Source organism: Nocardioides sp. NPDC087217 (genome assembly GCF_044744805.1).
GTDB lineage: Bacteria > Actinomycetota > Actinomycetes > Propionibacteriales > Nocardioidaceae > Nocardioides.
The window spans coordinates 145,805-164,255 of record NZ_JBIUZB010000003.1; the positions used below are offsets into that span (position 1 = coordinate 145,805).

The 18,451-nt window shown below is 70.8% G+C and carries 13 protein-coding genes; 7 read left to right on the forward strand and 6 right to left on the reverse strand.

The window, feature by feature from the left end; genetic code table 11:
* Window positions 1-686: 686 nt before the first annotated feature.
* The 4 genes from ACIO3S_RS15070 to ACIO3S_RS15085 all read right to left on the reverse strand — a co-directional run bounded on the left by ACIO3S_RS15070 (window position 687) and on the right by ACIO3S_RS15085 (window position 4,174).
* On the reverse strand, window positions 687-1,961 hold the full coding sequence (locus tag ACIO3S_RS15070) for a DUF222 domain-containing protein (RefSeq protein WP_400464984.1): 1,275 nt from the start codon (window positions 1,959-1,961) through the stop codon (window positions 687-689).
* Window positions 1,962-2,351: 390 nt separating this feature from the next.
* Window positions 2,352-2,735, reverse strand: a complete 384-nt coding sequence (locus ACIO3S_RS15075; protein WP_400464987.1) for a DoxX family protein — start codon at window positions 2,733-2,735, stop codon at window positions 2,352-2,354.
* 99 nt (window positions 2,736-2,834) lie between these two features.
* The gene (locus tag ACIO3S_RS15080) at window positions 2,835-3,728 is read right to left on the reverse strand and encodes a MerR family transcriptional regulator (RefSeq protein WP_400464990.1); all 894 of its coding nucleotides are present in this window, start codon (window positions 3,726-3,728) and stop codon (window positions 2,835-2,837) included.
* 8 nt (window positions 3,729-3,736) lie between these two features.
* Window positions 3,737-4,174, reverse strand: a complete 438-nt coding sequence (locus tag ACIO3S_RS15085; RefSeq protein WP_400464993.1) for an SRPBCC family protein — start codon at window positions 4,172-4,174, stop codon at window positions 3,737-3,739.
* Between the two features lie 102 nt (window positions 4,175-4,276).
* Between ACIO3S_RS15085 and ACIO3S_RS15090 the strand changes: the two genes are divergently transcribed.
* From ACIO3S_RS15090 to ACIO3S_RS15110, 5 genes are read left to right on the forward strand one after another with little or no spacing between them, the layout of a single operon-like run.
* Window positions 4,277-6,133 carry an FAD-dependent oxidoreductase gene (locus ACIO3S_RS15090; protein WP_400464996.1) on the forward strand — a complete coding sequence of 619 codons (1,857 nt, stop codon included), beginning with the start codon at window positions 4,277-4,279 and terminating at the stop codon, window positions 6,131-6,133.
* Window positions 6,130-7,479 (forward strand): cryptochrome/photolyase family protein, encoded by a 1,350-nt coding sequence (locus tag ACIO3S_RS15095; RefSeq protein WP_400464999.1) that lies wholly within the window; start codon window positions 6,130-6,132, stop codon window positions 7,477-7,479. The genes ACIO3S_RS15090 and ACIO3S_RS15095 overlap by 4 nt, the downstream gene beginning before the upstream one ends.
* Window positions 7,476-8,822, forward strand: a complete 1,347-nt coding sequence (locus tag ACIO3S_RS15100) for a TIGR01777 family oxidoreductase (RefSeq protein ID WP_400465002.1) — start codon at window positions 7,476-7,478, stop codon at window positions 8,820-8,822. The genes ACIO3S_RS15095 and ACIO3S_RS15100 overlap by 4 nt, the downstream gene beginning before the upstream one ends.
* Window positions 8,819-9,820, forward strand: coding sequence for an SDR family NAD(P)-dependent oxidoreductase (locus ACIO3S_RS15105; RefSeq protein ID WP_400465005.1), 1,002 nt, complete (start codon window positions 8,819-8,821; stop codon window positions 9,818-9,820). The genes ACIO3S_RS15100 and ACIO3S_RS15105 overlap by 4 nt, the downstream gene beginning before the upstream one ends.
* 50 nt (window positions 9,821-9,870) lie before the next feature.
* Window positions 9,871-11,943, forward strand: coding sequence for an MMPL family transporter (locus tag ACIO3S_RS15110; RefSeq protein WP_400465008.1), 2,073 nt, complete (start codon window positions 9,871-9,873; stop codon window positions 11,941-11,943).
* Here ACIO3S_RS15110 and ACIO3S_RS15115 read toward each other — a convergent pair.
* Together ACIO3S_RS15115 and ACIO3S_RS15120 are read right to left on the reverse strand one after the other, a co-directional pair.
* Window positions 11,927-12,967, reverse strand: coding sequence for an isopenicillin N synthase family dioxygenase (locus tag ACIO3S_RS15115; protein WP_400465011.1), 1,041 nt, complete (start codon window positions 12,965-12,967; stop codon window positions 11,927-11,929). The two genes, ACIO3S_RS15110 and ACIO3S_RS15115, sit on opposite strands and share 17 nt — an antisense overlap.
* 123 nt (window positions 12,968-13,090) lie before the next feature.
* The gene (locus ACIO3S_RS15120; RefSeq protein ID WP_400465014.1) at window positions 13,091-13,798 is read right to left on the reverse strand and encodes a dienelactone hydrolase family protein; all 708 of its coding nucleotides are present in this window, start codon (window positions 13,796-13,798) and stop codon (window positions 13,091-13,093) included.
* Between the two features lie 99 nt (window positions 13,799-13,897).
* On the opposite strand from ACIO3S_RS15120, the gene ACIO3S_RS15125 reads away from it, so the two are divergent.
* A complete protein-coding gene (locus tag ACIO3S_RS15125) occupies window positions 13,898-17,110 on the forward strand; it encodes a BTAD domain-containing putative transcriptional regulator (protein WP_400465016.1) in 3,213 nt (1,070 codons plus the stop codon).
* 102 nt (window positions 17,111-17,212) lie between these two features.
* Window positions 17,213-18,376: an ROK family protein gene (locus ACIO3S_RS15130; protein ID WP_400465018.1), complete on the forward strand. Its 1,164-nt coding sequence runs from the start codon at window positions 17,213-17,215 to the stop codon at window positions 18,374-18,376.
* Window positions 18,377-18,451 lie beyond the last annotated feature (75 nt).

Genomic DNA, 18,451 nt, shown 5'->3' on the forward strand with positions numbered 1-18,451 from the left:
ATGCGCCTTCGGTATGACGACGGTCACACCGGGTTTGCGTGTCTCGCACCGTGATCGGGTCTGTCGGTCTTGGTTTGGTCTCGGTTCGCCGCCGCGGAGGTGGCCGTGGGCTCGTTTCAGTGTTCGCCGCCGACCCGTTACGGGAGGGTGTTCTCGCCAGCTCCCGGAGTCAAAGACGGCCTTCGGCCGCCGGCTTCGCCGGTCGCCTTCGGCGATCCTGGACACCGGGCCCCGGCGAGAATTTTGGCTGGCTATCGGGTCGGCGGCGGGGTTTGGCGCGGAGTTCTCAGTTGGATACGGGCTGGGGGCCGTGGGCCGGTCGTGCGCGGGCGGATCGTGCCGCGTGGGTGCCTACGGCAGTGGGCGCGATCTTGTGAACCGTTCACAAGCGCGCCGTTGTTCTTGCCTGGGCGGGTTCGGTGCCGGCCGGGTCACGAGAGTTCCCACCGATCGGGAGATCCCCTCGGGCGTGGACATTCCCCATCCTCCGGAGCGTGGGGAGCCTTCACTGGAGTGGGGAGGTGTCCTCGCCGGTGGGGAGCGGCGGGCGTGGAGTCGAGAAAGGTGGCCGGAACGCTCATATGGGGCACCGGGACGGACGGCTGCAGTAGGAGTTGAAACCCGTCGATGGTGGGAGTCGTCGGGCCGAGGGCAGGGCCCGGTGGTGTGATTCCTCGCCCGCCCGGTCAGGGGCGGCGGGTGAACCGGATGGTGCCATCCGGCAGCCGCTCATGAACGTACGCCGCGTTGTGGGCCAGGCGGTGATGGTGGGGGCACAACAAGGCCCCGTCCTTGAGGTCTGTCTTGCCGTCGGCGGCCCAGGGGTCGAGGTGGTGGGCGTCGCACCATTCGGGTGGCATGTCGCAGCCTTCGGCTTGGCAGCACTTGTGCTGGATCCGGAGTGCTTTGCGTTGGATCGGTTGGAAGAACCTGCTGCCCCGACCAGCGTCGAGGACCTCGCTGTCGCTACCCAGGACCCAGGGGATGATGGTGGCGTTGCACGCCATCCGCCGGGCCTCGGCCGCGGTGATGGTGGTGCCGTTGGTCTCGTCGTAGCCCAGGGTGGCGATGCCGAGGTCCTTGCGGAGCTCCTCCAGGGAGATGACCACGTTGATGGTGGTGGCATCCCCGCCATGCCTAGGCAACGCGGCCGGGTCGACGGTCTCCAACAGGCGGGCGAAGCCCTGGCCCATCAGTCGTTCCCACGGCGGCAGCGGGGCACCCTTGGCGACGAGTTGTTGTTTGCGGGGTTGGGCCCAGGCCTCCACCAGCCGCTTGAACCTCATCCCGATCGAGGTCGGGAGGACGCCGTCGAAGCCGATGGTGCCGTCGTGGTTGTCCCAGACCCGTAGGGCGGTCTTCTGGTGGGCGCGTTCTTCCTCGGCGAGGAGTGCTTGGGCTTCGGCGTCTTCGAACCGGGCCGGGTCGATCTCGGCCAGGATCCGTCGTCCGACGATGCGGAGCTCGTTGGCAGTCAACCGGGTGGCGTAGTCAACGAGAAGCTTCTCGGCGAGGACCAGGTCCTCGCCGCTGGCGACCGGGTCGGCCTCGATCTTGTCGAGCGCCTGGGTGATCACCCGGGCTTTGTCCTGGGACACGACGCCTTCAGCGAGGCCGGCAGCCACGAGGCCGTACTTCGTGACTGCCGCAGCGAGTTTCACCTGGGAGCGTGCCACGGCTTTGTCGACGAGGAGGTCGGTCCGCATCCATCCGGAGGCGTCTTTCGCGCCGGTCTCCTCAGCAATGTCGCCAGCAGATGCGAGCACTCTCAGCTTCAATGCGGCTTGTTGGGCCTGGAGTTTCTCCAACCGTTCGAGGAGGTCTTTCTTCTGCCCGGTGCGCCAGTAGGCGGGATCGGTGGCCAGCAACTCGTGGAGGGCGGTCTCGATGGCGGCCAGGGCAGCGTCGATCGCATCGCCGGGGTTGGTGCCCCAGGGGTCGATCGAGCGGCCGAGACTCATCGCTGCCCTCTCCTCGGAGGTGTGCTGTGATGTGTCCGATTCTACGCCTTCACTCGCTCCGGAGCCACCTATTTTCCCTGGTCAACCACTGTTTTCGCGGTGAGCGAACGACCTCGATCTTGTGGATGGTAAGTGGCCCGAAGGGCCACCCTCACACCCCATCAACAGCAGGTGTCCCAAGCAAGATTCCGCTGCGCCACACCCGGGCCGCCGCCCCGATAGCCAGCCAAATCTTTTCTCGACGGGCCCCGGTGTCAAGGACCGCGAAGCGGCCGGCGAAGCCGGCGGCCGCAGGCCGTCCTTGACTCCGGGGTTCGTCGAGAACACCCTCAAAGCAAGGGTCGGCGGCCCACCCCACCCCCAAAACACGGTCACAGACGAGCCCATACATCAGGCAACGAACGGCGTGGCGCCAAACCGACCGACGGCGATGAAGAGAGCCAGGGCGAGGTAGACCACGTTGACCATGACCAGCTTGGCCTGGCCGAGGCGCCCGTGAGTGATCATCGCGCCGACCATCAAAGCGACCCAGCAAGCGGCGGTGATCGGCACCACGACAGGTGCCACATCGAGTACAGCGGGAAGAGTGAGCCCGATCGCCGCCAGGATCTCGAGTACGCCGAGGGTCCTGACGAAGGCGGGCTTGGCGTCACGGGTCCACGCCGCACCCTCGTGCTGGGCGAGCTTCTCCAGTGGCACGAAGGTCTTGGTGATGCCTCCGGTGAGGGCGACGAGCGCCAGCAGTCCGGCAGTGATCCATAGGGCGATGTGCATCATTTCTCTCCTTGTTCGTGGATTCACCACTGGAGACGAGACGACGCGACGCCGTGTGACACGACGGCGAGGCTCCGGTCGCGGTCGGAGGGAACGAGGTCAGTGCTGCTTCTGCGAGATCAGGGCCGAGAGGGTCTTCGCGCCCGCGACGATGTCGTGACCCAGGCGTACGGCGGGTTCGGGGGCGTGGCTCTGCTGGGCTCCGCCGACGGCCACGAGGAGATCGGGGCGGTGGTCGTGCAGAGCGGTGATCACCGCGGCGGTGGCGATGATGTCGGAGGTGGTGGGGATCACGAGCACCGCGGCGGCGAGGGCGGGGTCGTCGACCACGCCGAGCCAGTCGTCGATCGGCAGGTCGGCACCCAGGTAGTCGGTGTCCATGCCGTGCCGTCGTGCGGCGACGGCGAAGGCGAAGAGACCGATCTCGTGGCGGGTGTTGGGCGCCGTCCCGAGGGCGATGCGGGGCCCATGGCCATGGGCGGCCGCCGCCTCGTACGCGAGGGCGAGGCGCCGCATCACCGCGTTCGAGGCCAGGTGCTCGCCGGCGATGCTGACCCGGCCGTCGGCCCAGGCGTCCCCGAGCTCCTCCAGCGCAGGGAAGACGTGGTCGGTCATCACCGTCTCGAAGCCGCCGAGGGCGAACACCTGGTCCAGGGTTGCAGCCAGGTCGGTGGTGTCGAGTGCTGCCGCGGCGGTCGTCAGTCGCTCCGCGAGCTCGGAAGAGGAGCTGGCTCCGTCGCCCGGCGCCGCCGCGATCTCGTGAGCGGGCTGCGCGCGATCGAGCCGGATCGCCTCGGCCGCAGCCAGAGCGGCCGACCATCCCTGGTCCACGAGCTGCTTCATCGAGCGCAGCACGGCGACGTCGCGGTCGCCGTAGAGGCGGTAGCCGCTCTCGGACCGGTGAGGAGCGATCACGCCGTACCGGCGCTCCCAGGCACGAAGCGTCGCGGTGGTGATGCCGACCCGCTGTGCCGCGTGCTTGATGGTGTACATCTGCGCGGCTACCGGCCCAGTCGGTCCAGGGTCGCGCGCATCTGCTCGGAGGCGGAGTCACCCAGGCGGGTGAACGCGGGGGTCAGCAGTGGGGCCACCATCTTGGCCATGCCTTTCAGCTCGAACTCGGCCACGTAACGCACAGAGGTTCCGCCCGTGGCTGTCGGGACGAAGGTCATCGTGTCATGAGCCACGACCGTATTGTTCTCGCCTCGTAGCGTGACGCGCTTCCCGGGCTCGTAGACCTCCACCACGTAGGTGAGATCGGTGTTGCGCCCGAGGAAGCGAGAGGTGTTCGCGTACGCCGTCCCGACCCCGCCGTCGCCGGAGATCCGGTCGGTGCGCACGGTGCCCGGATCCCACTCCTCGGTGTTGGTGAAGTCGGCCAGGAAGTCGAACACCTCGGCGGTCGGTGCGGAGGTCTCCACGGTGCGATCGATCCTCATGTCGTGCCCCTTTCAAACCTTTGACATACTTTGTACAAACATTGTACGTTCGATCTTCGAAACTAGCCAGCGGCCATGCCGTTGCCGGACGAGGGAGTTCTCATGAGCCGAGCGGCCCACACACCGCGGCCAACGGTTGCCGTGATCGGTGGCGGGGTCTCCGGGCTGACCGCGGCGTACCTCCTCGGCCGCAGCCATGACGTCACGCTCTTCGAGGCCGAGCAGAGGCTCGGTGGCCATGCGCACACCCACGACGTCCCGCCCGCGTCGGGAGCCGTCCCCCGGGTCGACAGCGGCTTCATCGTGATGAACGAGCGCACCTATCCGAATCTGCTCCGCCTCTTCGGAGAGCTCGGTGTCGAGACCCGGCCGACCGAAATGAGCATGAGCATCGACTGCGACGACTGCGGGTTGTCGTACGCCGGCGGCAAGGGGCTGGGTGGCATCCTGGCCGACCCGCGTCGCCTCGGTGATCCGCGTTTCCTCCGCATGCTCGCGCAGGTGCCGCGGTTCCACCGTCGCGCCCGCCGTCTGCTCCAGACCGACAGCGACCTGACGTGGGGACAGTTCCTCGACGAGGGCGGTTTCAGCGACTACTTCGTCCAGCACTTCGCGGTGCCGCTGGTCTCGTGCGTCTGGTCGTGCGGTGACGAGGACGCCGCCGCCTATCCGGCGCGGCACCTGTTCGCCTTCCTCGACCACCACGGGATGCTCCAGGTCACCGGGTCGCCCACGTGGCGCACGGTCGTGGGCGGCTCCCGTGCCTATGTGGACAAGATCGCCGAGCGGGTGGGCGAGATCCGTGTCGGCGAAGCGGTGACCGCCGTGGAGCGGCACGCCGACGGGGTCGAGGTGCGCACCGAGGCCGGGTCCCAGCACTTCGATCGCGTGGTCCTGGCGACCCACGCCGACCAGGCCCTGCGGCTCCTGGCCGATGCGACCCCGGAGGAGAAGGCGGACCTGGCCGCGATCGGATACTCGCGGAACGAGACCTGGCTGCACCGTGACGCCGCGCTGCTGCCGGCGTTGCCCCGCGCCCGGGCGTCCTGGAACTATCGCCTCGCCTCGTGCGGCGGCGGCGCCGACAAGGTGGTTGTCAGCTACTGGATGAACCGGCTCCAGGGTCTCGAGGACCACGACGAGCATGTGGTGACGCTCAACGCCACCGAGCACGTCGACCCGGCCAAGGTCACCGCACGGATGAGCTATGAGCACCCGGTCTTCACCACCGAGGCGGTCGCGGCAGCGGCCCGGCTGCGTACGTCCGGAGGGCCTCGCCTGGCCTTCGCCGGCGCCGGTGACGACGTGCTGGAGATCGGTACGGGGTGGGGGACCCTGGCGATCGAGGCGGCACGTCGCGGCGCCCGGGTCACCACCATCACGCTGTCGGTCGAGCAGGCGGCACTGGCCCGGGAGCGGATCGAGGCGGCGGGGTACACCGACCGGGTCGAGGTGGTGGTGCAGGACTACCGACAGGTCACCGGCACCTTCGACGCCGTGGTCAGCATCGAGATGATCGAGGCGGTCGGCGAGCGCTACTGGCCCGACTATTTCGCCGCCCTGTCCCGTCTGGTCCGTCCCGGCGGCGCCGTCGCCCTGCAGGCGATCCTGATGCCGCACCAGCGCTACCTGGCGACCCGGAACTCCTACGGGTGGATCCAGAAGCACATCTTCCCAGGAGGCCTGATCCCGTCCGCCACGGCGATCTCCGCTCAGGCCGACCGAGTCGGCCTGAGCGTGACCCGCGCCGACAGGTTCGGTGCCGACTATGCCGAGACGCTCCGCCGCTGGCGCGCCGCCTTCCTGGCCTCGTGGCCCACGATCCGGTCCGAAGAGTTCGACGAGGAGTTCCGTCGTACCTGGGAGTTCTACCTGGTCTACTGCGAGGCGGGCTTCCGGGCCGGAGCCATCGACGTCGCCCAGATCCGGCTGGAGCCCGGGGAACGGGACTACTCATGACCACATCCGTGATGTGGTTCCGGCGCGACCTGAGGCTGGGAGACCATCCAGCCCTGCAGGCCGCGGGCGCCGACGGGCCCGTGGTGCCGCTGTTCGTGCTCGACCCGCGCCTGGCCGGCTCCGGGCGGAGGTGGGAGCGGCTGCTGGCCTCGCTCACCGCGCTGCGCGAGGAGACGGACGGGGCACTGGTGATCCGTCAGGGCGACCCGGCCGAGGTGGTGGCCCAGGTCGCCGCCGAGGCCGGAGCGAGCCAGGTGCACATCTCGACCGAGACGACCCCGTACGGCCGGCGACGCGACGAGGCCGCGGAGCAGCGGCTGGCGGATGCCGGCATCGGACTGGTCGGCACCGGCAGCCCGTACGCCGTGACCCCGGGCAGGATCAGGAATGCCAGCGGTGCTCCCTATCGCGTCTTCACGCCCTTCCTGCGTGCCTGGCGCGAGCACGGATGGAGGGGGCCTGCCGGTGACGCTCAGGTCGAGTGGATGACGAAGCTCGAGTCGGACCCGCTGCCGGACCATCCCGAGCATCTGGACCAGGAGGCCGGCGAGCGGGTGGCGCTGCACCGCTGGGAGGACTTCTGCGCCGAGGACCTGGCCGGCTACGCCTCGGCCCGGGACCGGCCCGACCTCGACCGGACCAGCCGCATCTCGACGGCCCTGAAGTTCGGCGAGATCCATCCGCGTACGCTCCTCGCCGATCTGGATCAGCACGGCAACGGTGCCTCCCGAGAGGACGTCGAGCGCTTCGTCGCGGAGCTGGCCTGGCGCGAGTTCTACGCCGACGTGCTCTGGCACGACCCCCGGTCGGCCTGGCGTGACCTGCGGGACGGGCTGCGAGGCATGCAGTACGACGACGACCCCGAGCTGTTGGAGGCCTGGAAGTCGGGCAGGACCGGCTTCCCGTTCGTCGATGCCGGCATGCGTCAGTTGCTCGCGGAGGGCTGGATGCACAACCGCGTGCGGATGGTCGTCGCGAGCTTCCTGATCAAGGATCTGCACATCTGGTGGCCGGCCGGCGCCCGGCACTTCCTCGACCATCTCCTCGACGGCGACCTGGCCTCCAACAGCCACGGCTGGCAGTGGGTGGCTGGGACGGGAACCGACGCCGCGCCGTACTTCCGGGTCTTCAACCCGATCACCCAGGGTCTCCGGTTCGATCCGCAGGGTGACTACGTCCGGCGCTGGGTACCTGAGCTTCGCCACCTTCCGGGGGCAGCCGCCCACGAGCCGTGGCGCCACCCGGAGGGCTTTACCAACGGCTACCCTGAACGCATCGTCGACCATGCCGTGGAGCGTCGCGAGGCGCTGGCCCGGCTGACAGAGCTGAAGGACTCGACCTTATGACTTTGTTGCGTACGACGACCCACGAGTTCCGGCACACGGTGCCAGACGCGGCCGACGTCGTCTTCGACTGGCACGGCCGACCCGGCGCGTTCCAGCGGCTGGTGCCCCCGTGGCAGCCCGTCCGGATCGGCGAGGAGGCCCAGGACCTCGCCGGAGGCACCGCGGTGCTCGATTTCCCGGCCGGCCGGCGATGGGTGGCCCAGCACCTGCCCGAGGAGTACGTGGCCGGCCAGCGCTTCGCCGACCGCCTGGTCTCGCGTCCGTTCGTGGTGCCGGTGTCGTGGCACCATCGCCACGACTTCGAGAGCGTCGGTGAGGGCACGACCGTGATCGACAGGGTCACGACGACACTGCCGAAGCGGCTGCTCGAGCCGATGTTCGCGTACCGGCGGCGTCAGCTCGCCGACGACCTGGCGGCTCACCGCTCAGCGGCCGGGACCCCTCGGCTCACCGTGGCGGTCACCGGCGCATCCGGTCTGGTGGGGAGCGCGGTCTCGGCGTTCCTGACGACCGGCGGACACACCGTGGTCCGCCTGGTGCGCCATCGGCCGACGGCTCCGGACGAGCGTGCCTGGGACCCCGACGACCCCGACCCGGCCTCGCTGGCCGGAGTGGACGCCGTCGTCCATCTGGCCGGACACAGCATCGCCGGCCGCTTCACGGACAGGCACAAGGAGCAGATCCGCGGCTCGCGCATCGGGCCCACCCGCCTGCTCGCCCGGGCCAGTGCGACGGCAGGAGTGGGCGTCTTCGTCTGCGCGTCCGCGATCGGGATCTACGGAGCCGACCGCGGCGAGGAGGTCCTCACCGAGGACTCCACGACCGGGGACGACTTCCTCGCTCACGTGGTCCGCGACTGGGAGGAGGCGGCGCTGGCCTCGGTCGACGCGGGGATGCGGGTCGTCCTGGTGCGCACCGGGATCGTGCAGAGCCCGCGCGGGGGAGCCCTGCGTCTGCAGCGGCCTCTGTTCGCCACCGGTCTCGGCGGCCCGATGGGGTCGGGGGAGCAGTGGCAGTCGTGGATCGCGATCGACGATCTCGTCTACATCTACCATCGGGCTCTGGTGGACCCCGGCCTCGCCGGCCCGGTGAACGCCGTCGCGCCCGCGCCGCTGCGGCAGCGTGCCTACGCCGCCGCCCTGGGCCGAGCCTTGCACCGCCCCGCGATCCTGCCGACACCGTCGTTCGGTCCCCGTCTGCTCCTGGGCAGGGAGGGAGCGCAGGAGGTGGCCTTCGCCAACCAGCGGGTGGTCCCGCAACGACTCCTCGCGCTCGACCACCGCTTCCGGTTCGTCGAGGCCGAGCAGGCGCTGCGACATGTCCTCGGGAGCGTACGCACATGAAGCACGCCGCAGCATCTGACCAGGGTCTCGACCGCCTGCTCGACCGCACGGTCGTGCTGGGCTACTCCCGCCTCGGGTACGCGATCCGTCGCCGTCGCTGGGCCGAGGGCGACCCGCGTCCGGACGTGCTGGCCGGGCGGACCGCGGTGGTCACCGGCGGCGGCAGCGGTCTCGGCGAGGCCACGGTGCTGGGCCTGGCCCGGCTCGGTGCCCGCGTACACCTCCTCGTACGTTCGCCCGAACGCGCCGCGCCCGCGGTCGAGCGGATCGAGCGGATCCTCCGCGACGAGGGGCGGGCCGCCGATCTTCGGACGGAGCGCTGCGACGTCTCCGATCCGGCGATGGTCGACGCGTTCGCAGCAGACTTCTGCGCGCGCGACGACGGCCGCACCGCGCTCGACGTACTCGTGCACAACGCGGGGGTCATGCCGCCCGAGCGGAGCGAGTCGGTCGAGGGTCACGAGCTGTCCGTCGCCACCCATGTGCTCGGGCCGATCCGGCTGACCGAGCAGCTGCTGCCGGCCCTGCGCCGCTCGGCGCGCGGCGCCAGGCAGGTCTTCGTCGCCTCGGGCGGGATGTACACCCAGCCTCTTCCCGTGGACGACCCGGAGTTCGAGCAGGGCACCTACCAGGGCGCCGTGGCCTACGCGAGGTCCAAGCGCATGCAGGTCGAGCTGGCACCGATCCTCGACCGGCGGTGGTCGCCGGACCGGATCTCCACCTTCGTCATGCACCCCGGCTGGGCGGACACACCGGGCCTCGCCCGATCCCTCCCCGGCTTCCGTACGTTGACCCGCCCGCTGCTACGTCCGGCCGAGGAGGGCGCGGACACAGCGGTGTGGCTCGCAGCCACCGAGCCCGCCCCGCCGTCCGGCACCTTCTGGCACGACCGTCGCCAGCGGCCAACGAGCTATCGGTCGGCGACCGGCCCGGGTCGCGGAGAGACCGAGGCGCTGTGGAGATGGGCGGCGGCTGCCGCCGGCCTGGAGAGGCCTTAGCCCCGATGTCATCCGACGCGTTCACCACCCCCAACTGGAAAGGTCCGACCATGCGCTCCGCGCTAGCAGCTCTCGCACGACTCACCACGAGAAAGGCCACGGCATGGCTGGTCCTGGTGATCACGGTCCTCCTGGCCGGTGCGGTGATGGTCGTCGGATCTTCCCTGGAGTCCGCCAGCTCGGCGCCTGACCCGCTGCCGGCGGACGCCGAGTCGGCCCGGGTCGCCGAGCTCCAGCAGAGCTTTCCGGGCGGGGACGTGCTGCCCGCGGTTGCGGTGGTCGAGCGTGCGGGTGGGCTGACAGCGGAGGACCGGGCATGGGTCGCCGAGGTGTCGCAGCGTTGGGCCGAGATCACCGGGAACGAGGTCTCGCCGCCGATCCCGGCGCCCGACGGCGATGCCCTGATCGTCGCCATCGACGTCGATGCCGACGTGACCGGACTCGATCTCACCGAGCTCGTCGGCGAGCTGCGGGAGACGGTCGACGAGGACCGGCCCGACGGCCTCACGGTCGAGCTCACCGGAGGTGCCGCCTTCGCCGCCGACATCTCCTCGGCGTTCGAGGGTGCCGACGTGCGGCTGCTCCTCGTCACCGCCGCGGTCGTCGCCATCCTGCTGATCCTCACGTACCGCTCGCCGGTGCTGTGGCTCGTGCCGCTGATCGTGATCGCGGTCGCCGATCGCACTGCCTCGGTGGTGACCCAGATCGTCGCGGACTGGACCGGCAACGGCCTCGACGGCTCCACGTCCGGTATCACCAGCGTGCTGGTCTTCGGTGCCGGCACGAACTACGCGCTCCTGCTGGTCTCGCGCTACCGCGAGGAGCTCCGGCGGCACGCACACCACCGCGACGCCCTCGCCGCCGCGGTGCGCGGTTCCGCCGAGGCGATCGTGGCCAGCAACCTCACCGTCGTGCTCGCGCTGTTGGCCCTGGTGTTCAGCGTCGCTCCCAACACCCGGGCCCTGGGGGTCTCGGCTGCGATCGGCCTGCTGGTGGCCCTGCTCTTCGCGCTCTTCGCCCTTCCCGCAGCGCTGTCGTTGTTCGGTCGTGGCCTGTTCTGGCCGTTCGTGCCGCGCAACGGCGAGGACGAGAAGTCTCGCGACGGTGTCTGGTTCCGGATCGCGCGCGCCGTGGTGAGCCGCCCGGCAGCGGTGCTGGCCGTGGCCGCGGTGATCCTCGGCGTACTCGCCTCCGGGCTGCTGGGCGTCAAGGTCGGGCTCTCTCAGACCGACCAGTTCCGTGTGGACGCCGAGTCGGTCGACGGTCTGGACACTCTCTCGAAGCACTTCCCGCCCGGCGCCTCCGATCCGGTGACGATCGTGGTCGGTGCCGATCAGGCCGACGCGGTTCTCGCGCAGGTCAACCAGATGGACGGGGTCGACAGCGCTCGCCCGTCGGGCGAGAGCGGCGACCTGGTGAAGATCACCGCGACGCTGGAGGACGCACCGGCCACCACGGAGAGCATCGAGACGATCGAGACGATGCGCAGCGAGCTGGCCGGGACCGGCGCTCTGGTCGGTGGCAGCGTGGCCAAGGATCTGGACAGCCGCAACGGCGCCGAGCGTGATCTCAAGGTCGTCGTGCCGTTGATCCTGCTGGTGGTGCTGCTGGTGCTCTTCGCGGTGCTGCGGTCGATCGTGACGCCGCTGGTGCTCGTCACCATCAGCGTGATCGCCACCTTCGCCGCCCTCGGCCTGGGTGCCTGGATGAGCACGCATGTCTTCGGGTTCCCTGCGCTCGACGTCAGCACACCGATCTACGCCTTCCTGTTCCTGGTGGCGCTCGGTGTCGACTACACGGTGTTCCTCGTCCTGCGTGCGAGGGAGGAGACCGCCGAGCACGACACCGTCGATGCGATGGTCATGGCGGTCGGACTGACCGGTGGCGTCATCACCAGCGCCGGCATCGTGCTCGCCTCGGTGTTCGCGGTCCTGGGGGTACTGCCCCTGATCACGCTGACCCAGGTGGGCCTGATCGTGGGTCTGGGCATCCTGCTGGACACCTTCCTCGTCCGCACCGTGGTGGTGCCGGCGGTCTTCGCCCTGGTCGGCGACAAGATCTGGTGGCCTGCTTCGATCGCCCGCCGGCACTCCGAGGAGCCGCTGGTCAGCGACCCGCGGTGAGCACGCGGGCTGCCTCCCGGCCGGCGGCGGCGTTGAGGACGCCGGCACGGGAGCCCGCGAGCTTGGCGGCGATGTGCTCGTCGACGGTGACCTCACGGTAGAGGCGGGGGTGCTCGTCGTCGACGAACCCCGGCAGCGGGCCGATGACCGCCTCGGCGTCGCCGTCGAAGAAGTACGCAGCCGATCGGCGCCGCTGGATGGTGCCGTCGACGATCGGCGGCTTGACCCGGTGCAGGGTCGAGAGCCACTGCTCGTTGGTCAGCCGGGTGGTGAGGTCGCCGAGGTTGATCAGCAGCGCCCCCTCGGCCGGGCTGACGTCGTGCCACTCGCCGCCGTGCAGGACCTGGAGACCCTTGACCCGGTCGGCCCACAGGATCGTGACGATGCCGTAGTCGGTGTGCTCACCCATCCCGATCATGTCCTCGTCGACCTCGACCCGGGTGCCTTCCGGGAGGGCGTAGTTGTTCATCCGCAGGACCTCGATCGGGTGGGCCGCGAGGTTCGCGATGGCACCGCGCTCCAGGTCGAGCGCGTCCTCGAAGATGGTGACCATGGTGCGCGCGACCCGGGCGGCCTCGGCGCGCCAGGCGTCGATGCGCGCCCGGAAGTCCGACACCGACGGCCAGGTGTTCTCCGCGTAGTGCGCCGTGACGAGATCGGCCTCGGGGTGGTCGGAGACCGACGAGCCGACGTTGAAGGCCTCGAAGAAGTCCTTCATCCGCGTCTCGGACTGGACGCCGGCGCTGAGCGCGAGCGTCTCCGACTTGGGCGGGGTGTAGCCGCGGTTCTCGGCGGCCGGTCGGCGCCACCGGATCTTCTCCGCCGGCGGCAGGGCGAAGAAGTCGTCGATCGCCGCGGCGAGGCCGGCGGCCGCGGACGGAGCGACGCCGTGGCCGAGGATCTGGATGAAGCCGACCTCACGGCAGGCCGTGTCGATGGCAGCCGCGACGGTCGCCTTCTCCTGGGGCGTTCCGCCCTGGACGTACGCAGCGATGTCGACGACGGGAACGTGGAAGGTACTCACGGGAGTTCTCCTTGCTCGGAGCAGACAGGTGGTCGTGCCCGGAGGTGTCCGCTTTCCCGGCCAGGAGGCCTTGCTGTCCGTTGAACTCGGGCGCCACCACAGTAGAACGCCGAGGTTTCCGCGCTATTTCGGGGCGAGATGCTCGCCGAAGAAGGCGAGGATGCGCCGCCAGGCGTCCTCCGCCTCGGGCTCGGAGTAGTTGAAGCCGACCACGCGTTCCAGGACGGGGGCGGGGGTGGGGAAGCCCCAGTCGTTCATGAAGCTGTGCCCGACGCCGGGATACTCCTTGACGTCGTGGGGCACGTCGCCCGCGGTGAGCGCCGCCTCGACCTTGTCCGCGGCGCCGCGCAGGAGGAGGTCCTTGGCGCCGTAGCTCGCCACCATCGGGCACGAGGAGCTCAGCGCGGACAGACCCCCGGGCCGCACGCCGTAGTTGGGTGCGGCCGCGTCGAAGATCCCGCGCGGGGCCAGCAGCAGGGTGAAGCCGCCGCCCATGCAGAAGCCGACGACGCCGACCTTGCCGGTGCAGCGTGGATCGTCGGCGAGATGGTCGCGGGCGGCGATCAGATCGTCGACGGCGGTGCCCTTGCCGGTCACCAGCGACCTCATCGCGCTGACGACACACCCGACCTTCGGGCCGCGCTCGTAGAGCGCCGGGGTCAGGGTCAGGTAGCCGTTGGCCGCGAACCGGTCGCTGATCCGCTCGACGTCCGAGGTCATGCCGAAGATGTCGTGCACGACCACCACGCCGGGCCAGGGTCCGGGACCCTCGGGAACCGAAAGATAGCCACGCGTCGGACCCGCGGGAGCGGCATAGTCGATCATCGACATCTCATCACCTCGCTGCGATCCTCGCAGGTACGACGATCCTGCACGCCGGACCACGCCTGACCCGATAGGATTTCGTGGTGATTCGCCAGGCTCGGGGTCTTGACGGAGGCCGGGGTGCGCCATGAGGGCACGTTCGGTCCCAGGCTCCGCCGGCTGCGCGAGGCGCGTTCGCTGACACAGGGCGCGCTGGCGCGGGCAGCGGGGGTCAGCGTCGCCTCGATCCGCGACCTCGAGCAGGGCAGGACCAGGCGGCCGAGGGCGGCTTCGCTGCGCGCGCTCGCCGAGGCGCTGGACCTGAGCGAGGAGGAGACGGTCCGGTTCGCCGAGGCCGTCGCACCCGCCCGCGAGGCCGACGGCGCGGTGGTGAGCATCGCCGTCCTCGGCCCGACCGTCGTGGTCCGTGACGGAGTGCCGGTCGAGATGGCCGATCAGGTCGGACTCCTGCTCCGGAGGCTCGCCCTCGAGCCGGGGGAGAAGGTCGGGCGCGACGAGCTGCTCGACCTGCTGTGGCCCGACCTCACCTCGGCCGAGTCGGGCAGGCGGCTGGCCCAGCTGATCCGGCGCCTGCGCGCCCTCGTCGCCCCGGTCGCGGTCACCCAGGACGGCAGCGCCCTCCGCCTCGACGCCTCGGCCGACGAGCTCGACCTGGTCCGGTTCCGTGAGCTGACCTGGACCGACGAGCTGGCCGCGCTGACCGAGGCCGTCGGCCTGTGGCGTGGGCGTCCCGACGGGTTCGACCAGGCGCCCTGGCTGTCGAGCACCATCGAGGACGAGTACGTCGCGGTCGTGCTCAGATGGGCGACCCTCGGCGTTGCCGAGGGCCGCGCCATCGAGGCGCTCCCGGTCGTGGGCGAGCTCGCCCGGCTGCGACCACTGGACGAGCCGTTGTGGGCGGCGTACGTGAAGGTGCTCGCCGCGGCCGGACGGCAGGCCGAGGCGCTCGCCGCCTACGACACGGTCCGGTCCGTCCTGGCCGAGGAGGTCGGGCTGGACCCGAGCCCGGTCCTCGAGGACGTCCGCCAAGGGACGCTGGAAGGGCGCTGGCACACCCGGCGACCGACGCTGGTCGAGGGTGCGCGCCGGCGGGACGTACCTCGGGAGGTGCCGGCGGCGCCGGCGCTGATCGGGCGTGACGCCGAGCTCGCGATGCTGGCGGCCGGGCTCGGCGAGGGCGGCGGTGGCGCGGTGCTGGTCACCGGGCCGGCGGGCTCCGGGAAGAGCGCGCTGGCGCTGACCGCCGCGGCCCGGCTGCGCGGCGACTTCCCCGACGGCCAGCTCTACGCCGACCTCCACGGCGTCTCGGGCGATGCGGTCGACCCCGGCACGGTGCTGCGGCGCTTCCTGCGCTCGCTCGGACTCTCCGGCCAGCAGATCCCGACCGACGCCGCCGACGCCGCGGCCCTGCTCCGCAGCGAGCTCTCCGACCGCCGGATGCTGATCGTGCTGGACAGTGTCGACAGCCCCGGCCAGGTGATCCCGCTGCTGCCCGGGCTAGGCGCCACCCGGACGATCCTCACCAGCCGCCACCGGCTGCCGGCCCTCGCGGGCACGATCGACCTGGGCCGACAGATCCACCTCGGCGAGCTCAGCACCGACGCCTCCGTCCACCTCATCGGCGCGATCGTCGGGCACGAGCGCGTCGCCGCGGCGCCGCGCGCGAGCGAGTCCCTGGCGCTGGCGTGCGGCCGCCTTCCGCTGGCGCTCAGGATCGCCGCGGCCAGACTGCTGAGCCGCCCGGAATGGTCGATCGAGACGTACGCCTCCCGGCTGAGCGAGAGCTCCCACCGGCTCGCCGAGCTGGCCGTCGGCGAGGTGAGTGTCGCGGCCAGTCTTGAGATCTCCTACGCCGCGATGCCCGCCGAAGCGCAGCGCGCGTTCCGGCTGTGCTCGCTGATCTCGGCCTACGACTTCGACCCCGCTCCGGCCTGCGCCGTCCTCGACCGCGACCCGAGCACCACGCAGCGGCTGCTCGAGGACCTGGTCGATGCCAACATGCTGCAGACCGCCGTCTCCGACGACGGCGTCGGGCGCTACCACTACCACGATCTGCTCCGGCTCCACGCCGGCGATCTGGCCGCCGCCGACCCCGAGCAGCCGCAGGCGCAGGGCCGGCTCGCCGACTGGCTGCTGGACACCACGGTCAGTGCCGCCGACACCGCCTACCCCGGCCGCCTGCGCGCGCTGGAGATCGAGCTGTCGGCGCAGAGCCGCTTCGACTCCGGCGACGACGCCCGCACCTGGCTCGACCGCGAGGCCCAGCTGCTGATCGCCTTCTCGAAGCAGGTGGCGACCGACCCGCTCCGGCGTCACTACGCCTGGAAGCTCGTCGACCAGGCCCGGATCCACTACCGCACCCGCCTCGACGTGACCACCTACCTCGAGCTCGTGACGGTCGGGGCCGAGGTCGCCATGCTGGAGGAGGAGGCGCGGGCCGAGGCCTTCCTGCGTACGCTGCGGGCCGATGTGCTCGGGGTCCTGGGGCGGATGGAGGAGGCCTGGGCGGAGTCGGACCGCGCCTGGAGTCTGCTCGACACGAGCGGGTGGCCGCAGGGGCTGGCGTTCGCGTCGATCGTCGACGGCCACCGCCACCGGGTCGCCGACTCCGGACGTGAGGCAGAGGTCGCCTACACGCACGCGTTGAAGATCCTCGGCGACGTCGAGGGCACCGAGGGGCTGCGATCCTGGGCCCATCAGGCCCTCGGCATCGCCTGCACCGAGCAGGGTCGCTTCGAGGAGGGCCGCCGCCACCATCTCCAGGCGGTCGAGCTGAGCGAGGTACAGGGCAGCGCCACGCCGCTCGAGCTCTCCACCCTGGCCGCGGCCGAGCGAGCTCTCGGTCTGCTCGACTCAGCCGGCGACCGGCTCGAGTCGGCGCTGGCGCAGGCCACCCGCAACCGGAGCCCGTTCGCCGAGGCCAACGCGCTCGAGGAGCTCAGTCTGCTCGCCCTGGTCCGTGGTGACTTCACCTCGGCGCTCGAGCTCGCCGAGCGGGCCCACCTGACCGCGCGGGCCCACGGGGACGTACGTTTCGTCGCCTCGACGGCGTGCAGCTATGCCGCCGCCCTCGATGCGACCGGGAACCACCGAGACGCCGCCGAGACCTACGAGTACGCGGTCCGGCTCAGCCACACCCACGTCGCCTCGTTCACCGAGACCCGTGCCCGGATCGGACTGGCCCAGGCGCTCCACGCGGAGGGAGACACCGCGGCCGCCCGGGTCCACGCCCGCCGCGGCAGGCAACTGGCCGCCGAGCACGGCTTCGCGCCGCTGCGGCGCGAAGCCGACCGGGTGCTCGAGCAGCTCGGGGGCTAGTTCACCTTGGAGGGTGCTTGGCCGCGGCGTGACCTGGTCGTCCATTTCGGGCCACTTTGTTCGTATCCACGACAAAATAGCGCCCAGTGTTAGTGTCGCTCCATGACGAGCCAGACCACGGAGCATCTGCGTCGGCGAAATCTCTCCCGGGTGCTGACCGTGCTCCATGAGGGGGGAGCGCGGTCGCGGGCCGAGCTGACCCGGGAGGTCGGGCTCAGCCGGTCAACGATGGCCGGGGTCGTCGCCGACCTGGTCAAGCTGGGGCTGGTCACCGAGTCGACGCCGACGACGCTCAGCGGTGGAGCGGGCCGGCCCAGCGGGGTGGTCAGGCTCGCTGAGGACGTCGTCGCGGTCGCGGTCAACCCCGAGGTCGACGCGGTGCACGTCGGGCTCGTCGGACTGGGCGGGCGAGTCGTCAAGCACGTGCGCATCGAGACCCCCGACACCGAGGTGGCGACCGTGGTCGGCCTGGCCGCGGCCACGGTCAGGGGCATGCTCGCCGGCGACCCGGCGCGGGTGCTCGGCCTCGGCCTCGCGATCCCCGGTCAGGTCCGCCTCGACGACGGCGTCGTGCGCCAAGCCACCCATCTCGGCTGGAGCGAGGTGCCCATCGTCGACGAGGTCGCCAAGGCCACCGGGGTGCGGTCCTGGGCGGCCAATGCGGCCACCCTCGCGATGCGTGCCGAGAGTCGCTTCGGCGCCGGGAAAGGTGTCGCTGACCTGGTCTATCTGATCGGCGGGGCGAGCGGTGTCGGTGGCGGTGCGGTGATGGCAGGACGGCTGCTGACCGGCGCTGCGGGCTATGCCGGCGAGTTCGGCCACACCGTCGTGCGACCGGGCGGGAAACAGTGCCATTGCGGCGCCGCCGGCTGCCTCGAGGCCGAGGTCGACCAGGCGACCCTGCTCGCTGCCGTCGGCCTCGACGACGCCGACGCCGGACGCCTCGGCGAGCGGCTCGCCGAGCGTCTGGCAGACGACCCGGACCGCTCACTGGCCGCCCTGGTCGAGGAGAAGGCCGGCCTGCTCGCGGTCGCGGTGCGCAACGCCGTCAACGTCCTCAACCCGCAGGCGATCGTGCTCTCCGGCTTCCTCGCCGCGCTGCACGACGCCGCACCCGTCGACCTCGTCGGCGACGCGGTTGCCGCCATCCGTGAGGGCGTCGAGGTGCGGGACGCGGCGCTGGGGGAGGAGCAGCTGATGATCGGCGCCGCCGAGCTGGTCTGGTCCGAGCTGCTTGCCGACCCGGCCGGCTTCCTCTCGACCTGAGGCGGCCGGCGCCTCCGCCGGCGACGTACAAACCTCCGGAATCACCCAAGATTCTGGAGGTTTGTGTCTTGCATC